This is a genomic window from Kitasatospora sp. NPDC057738 (assembly GCF_042798815.1).
Classification (GTDB): Bacteria; Actinomycetota; Actinomycetes; order Streptomycetales; family Streptomycetaceae; genus Kitasatospora; species Kitasatospora lactacystinica.
Genome location: NZ_JBHVJT010000156.1, coordinates 1 through 4243, shown reverse-complemented (window position 1 = coordinate 4243; position 4243 = coordinate 1). Strand labels below are relative to the sequence as shown.

Annotated in this window: 4 protein-coding genes and 1 pseudogene; 3 read left to right on the top strand and 2 right to left on the bottom strand. The window is 72.3% G+C overall.

Annotated features, from left to right (window positions below; translation table 11 throughout):
• Positions 1–159 (bottom strand): annotated as a pseudogene (locus ACFVGO_RS39255) (electron transfer flavoprotein subunit beta); the annotation flags it as partial.
• 253 nt (positions 160–412) lie between these two features.
• Positions 413–739: a thioredoxin family protein gene (locus tag ACFVGO_RS39250; protein ID WP_359915558.1), complete on the bottom strand. Its 327-nt coding sequence runs from the start codon at positions 737–739 to the stop codon at positions 413–415.
• A 321-nt stretch (positions 740–1060) separates the two neighbouring features.
• On the opposite strand from ACFVGO_RS39250, the gene ACFVGO_RS39245 reads away from it, so the two are divergent.
• From ACFVGO_RS39245 to ACFVGO_RS39235, 3 genes are all read left to right on the top strand, one after another.
• Positions 1061–1486, top strand: a complete 426-nt coding sequence (locus ACFVGO_RS39245) for a DUF4395 domain-containing protein (RefSeq protein ID WP_359915560.1) — start codon at positions 1061–1063, stop codon at positions 1484–1486.
• Between the two features lie 222 nt (positions 1487–1708).
• The gene (locus ACFVGO_RS39240) at positions 1709–2479 is read left to right on the top strand and encodes a lysophospholipid acyltransferase family protein (protein ID WP_359915562.1); all 771 of its coding nucleotides are present in this window, start codon (positions 1709–1711) and stop codon (positions 2477–2479) included.
• A gap of 244 nt (positions 2480–2723) precedes the next feature.
• Positions 2724–4133, top strand: coding sequence for a hypothetical protein (locus tag ACFVGO_RS39235; RefSeq protein ID WP_380359327.1), 1410 nt, complete (start codon positions 2724–2726; stop codon positions 4131–4133).
• Positions 4134–4243: the final 110 nt, after the last annotated feature.

Here is a 4243-nt window from a genome sequence, read left to right as displayed (position 1 = left end):
CGCCTCCGCGATCCGCAGCGCCTGCTCCACGCCGTACTCGTCCAGCTCCGACAGCAGGCCGTCCACACCCTCCCGGTCGGTGGTGTGGTCGTCCGTGAAACGACGGTCACCCGTCGCGTCCGGCACGTGCTTCACACAGACAACGATCCTCAAGCTCACGGCCTTGTCTCCTGTACTGGTCTCGTCCGGCGGCTGCGGCGGTGCAAGCGGGCGCGAACACGGCACGCACCCGCTCCGGGCAGCGAATTCCCGTGCCGGTCCGGAACTTCCTGGCAGCATACTCGCCGGTAGTGCAGTGGTCACTACTGGCCAGTAGCTTATGCCGTGCGGCCGCTCCCGCCGCCTGCGCCCATCCTGCCCCAGCCCGGAGCCGACTCCACCCGACGGGGCGGAACAACTGCCGCCGGATTGCTCACACCACGCGCCCGAGCGCCGCGATCACGTCCACCCTGCGCGGCTGCCCCGCCGCCCGCCGCACCACCCGGCCCTCCCCGTCCAGCACCAGGACGGTCGGCGTCCGCCGGACCTCCAGCCGGCGGACCAGCTCCAACCGCTCCTCCGCGTCCACCTCGACGTGCTCGACCCCGTCGACCATCCCGGCCACCTCGGAGAGCACCCTCCGGGTGGCCCGGCACGGCTGGCAGAAGGCCGTCGAGAACTGCACCAGTGTCGCCCGTGCGCCGAGCGGCCCGCCCAACTCGGCCTCCGACAGCCGTACCGCCCCGTCCTCGGTGCTCAACCCTCGGCCTCCCGTCTCTCTCCCGGCCCCGCGCCCGGCCCACGGCGGGCCGGTCCCGGCCACCGTCGAGGCACCACAACACGCACCGGCGGCCAGGTCGTCCCCCCAGTCTGCGGCAGGGCCCTCCGCGTCCGAAACACGGTCGACCGCCGGGGCCCGGCCACGTACGATCGGCCGGTGGATTCCGACTGTCGCCCAACGCCGCCGCCGGCCTGCCGCCGCGTCACCGCCACGGCCCGGGCCGTCCTCCACCGACGACGCTGACGCCCGCCGCCGACGCCCCGCCGCTGCCGCCGCCCGTCGCGACCCCCGGAGCCACCGTTGCAGACCGATCCCCGCGGCTCCCGCCTCGCCGCAGCGCTCACCTCCATCGTCCTGGCCGTCGTCCTGCGCACCGGCAACTGCCCCCTCCTGGCCGCCCAGACGCTCGTCCTGGCCCTCGGCGCCTTCGGCGGCCTGCGCATGGCCCCGTACGTCCGACTGTTCCAGGCGCTCGTACTCCCCCGGCTCGCACCGCCCTCCGAGACCGAGGACGAGCGGCCGCTCCGCTTCGACCAGGGCATCCTCATGGTGTTCACCGCGGTCGGCGCCCTCGGCTACTGCGCCGAGGTGACCTGGCTCGGTGCGCTGGCCTGCTCGGCCGCCCTCACCGCCGCCTTCGCCAACGCCGCGTTCGGCTACTGCGTGGGCAGCGAGCTCTACCCCCTGGTCCGGCGCGCCCAGGGCCGACTCACCGCCGGCGCGTGATGTGCGCGGCCGAAAAGTTCCCGTTCGAATTCATCACGGAGATCACACCGCCAAAATTCGCTTGACCGCACGCCTCAGGTGACAGCAGGCACTCGTTCGGGGGATCATCTCCGTGAATCACCCGTGACCGCCGCGGAGTGCCGTGCTCCGGTCGGCGCCGCCCGCACAACGGAGCGGGTACCCGCCGAACCGGGCTCCGACCCGTGGAAGTCAGGACTGACCGTGGCAGAGTTCGTGTACCCGCCGGTGATCGGCGCCGCACTCACCGCCTTCCGCGCGCTCGACGTGCGGATCAAGATCGTGGGCGCCGAACACATCCCCGCCAGGGGGGGAGCGGTACTGGTCAGCAACCACATCAGCTACCTGGACTTCCTCTTCGCAGGCCTCGGCGCGTACCGCGGCGGCAAGCGCAAGACCCGCTTCATGGCCAAGGACGACGTCTTCAAGCACCGGATCTCCGGCCCGCTGATGCGCGGCATGAAGCACATCCCGGTGGACCGCACCGACGGACAGCCCGCGTACGAGGCCGCCGTGCGCGCCCTCAAGGCCGGCGAGGTGGTCGGGGTGTTCCCCGAGGCGACCATCAGCCGCTCCTTCATGCTGAAGAAGTTCAAGACCGGCGCCGCCCGGATGGCCGCCGACTCCGGCACCCCGCTGCTGCCCGTCGTGCTCTGGGGCACCCAGCAGCTCTGGACCAAGGGCCGCCCGAAGACCCTCACCAAGCGGCACGTCCCGGTCACCATCATGATCGGCGAACCGATCCACCTCGGACCGAACGACAAGCCCGTGATGGTCACCCGACGGCTGCGCGCCGCCATGAGCGAGATGCTCGACCAGGCCCAGCGTGAGTACCCCGCCAAGCCCTCCGGCCAGGACGACACCTGGTGGCTGCCCGCCCACCTCGGCGGCACCGCCCCCACCCTTGAGGTCGCCGAGGCCGAGGACGAGGCGGAGGCCCTCGCCCGGGCCGAGCGCCGCGCCGCCCGGGACTGACAGCCCCTTCTCCTCTCCCCCCTCTCCCCTCTCCTTTTCTCCTCTCTTCTCCGCCCCTCCTGCCGGCCTCCCCGCCTCCCCCGCCCTCCATCTACTCCGTGCGACCGAGCGAGAACTCTCCGTCGCGTGTCGCCCGACCGCCGACGCCCCCCGTCTGACACAGTGACAGCTCCTTCCAGGGGCCTTCGTCCTGAATCCGCGGCGGGGGCACACGTCGGAACGGTCGAAAGGCTCGGAGGCGGAGATGGCACGGATCACCACCGGCACACGGCAGTCACCCACGGGCAGGGCCCGCACCCGCGCGAGCGCCGGTGCGGGCCTTCTGCTTCTGGGCACCCTGCTCACCGGCTGCGGAGCCGAACCCGGGGAGATCCCGCTCTCCGAGATCCGGCCGGAGACTCCCACCAGCACCCCCGAGGCGAGACCCGCCGAGACCCCCGGCGTGGTCGGTGCGGCCGCCGGAGCGCCCGCGGCCACCGCGCACAACGGACTGATCGTCAGCCGCGCCTACACCGACTCCGCCCGCACCAGCAGCGCCATCGTCACCCTCTCCCCCGACGGCACCGACCAGCACCAGGTCACCAAGCCGCCGGCCCGCGCCCTCGACGACCGCCCGGACTGGTCCCCCGACGGCACCACCATCGCCTTCGACCGCACCGACCCCCAGAGCGGCACCGCCCGGCTCTGGACCGTCCCCACCAACGGCGGCCCCGAACACCAGATCAACCAGCTCTGCGACAGCGGCACCGCCGACTGCGCCAACGAGGACGAACGGGCCCCCGCCTTCTCCCCGGACGGCAAGCAGGTCGCCTTCAGCCGATCCTGGGGCGCCCAGGACTCGACCGGCAGCCGCCAGATCCAGTACTCGGACCTCTACCTGATGAGCCCCGAGGGCACCGACGTCCAGCGGCTCACCTTCCTCACCAACGACAAGCCCTACTCCGGCATCGTCAGCAACCCCAGCTGGTCCCCCGACGGGAAGCAGCTCACCTTCGAGTACCGCACCAGCGCCACCGGGCAGCCCGCCGGCAGCCGCGCCATCTACGTCGTCAGCGCGGACGGCACCGGACTGCGCCAGCTCACCCCCTGGGAACTGCGCGCGGGCGACCGTGCGGACTGGTCCCCCGACGGCACCCAGATCCTCTTCACCACCTACCCGGCCGGCCCCGACAACGCCCCCGGCGGCGGCATCTACACCGTCCACCCCGACGGCAGCGCCATCGGCGCCCTCACCCCCGCACCCTCGGACATCTTCTACGGCACCGCCGCCTACGCGCCCGACGGCAAGTCCATCGTCTTCGCCCAGGCCCCCTCGGGCGCCGGCGCCGACCTCTACAGCATGCGGCCGGACGGTACGGGCGTCGCCCGTCTCACCAACAGCGCGGACAAGTGGCTCGGCCGCCCGGCCTGGGGGACGGCGGAGAGCTCGGTGGCTCCCGCCGAACCGGCTCAGGCAACGGATCAGCCGTCGGTTCCGGCGACGGACCAGCCGTCGGATCAGGGGTCGAGCCAGCCCTCGCCGGCACCACAGGCTTCCCGGACGCCGCGTCCGGATGACCAGCAGCAGGCCCAGGCCCAAGGGCGGGAGCCCACCGAGAAGCCGCGCCCCGGGACGGGATCGGAGTCCGCCTCTGGCTCTGGCTCCGACGAATAGACCGTACGGTCCTGCAAACGCGAAGAACCCCCATCCGGATCCCGGATGGGGGTTCTTCTGAATAATTGTTCGGCGGCGTCCTACTCTCCCACAGGGTCCCCCCTGCAGTA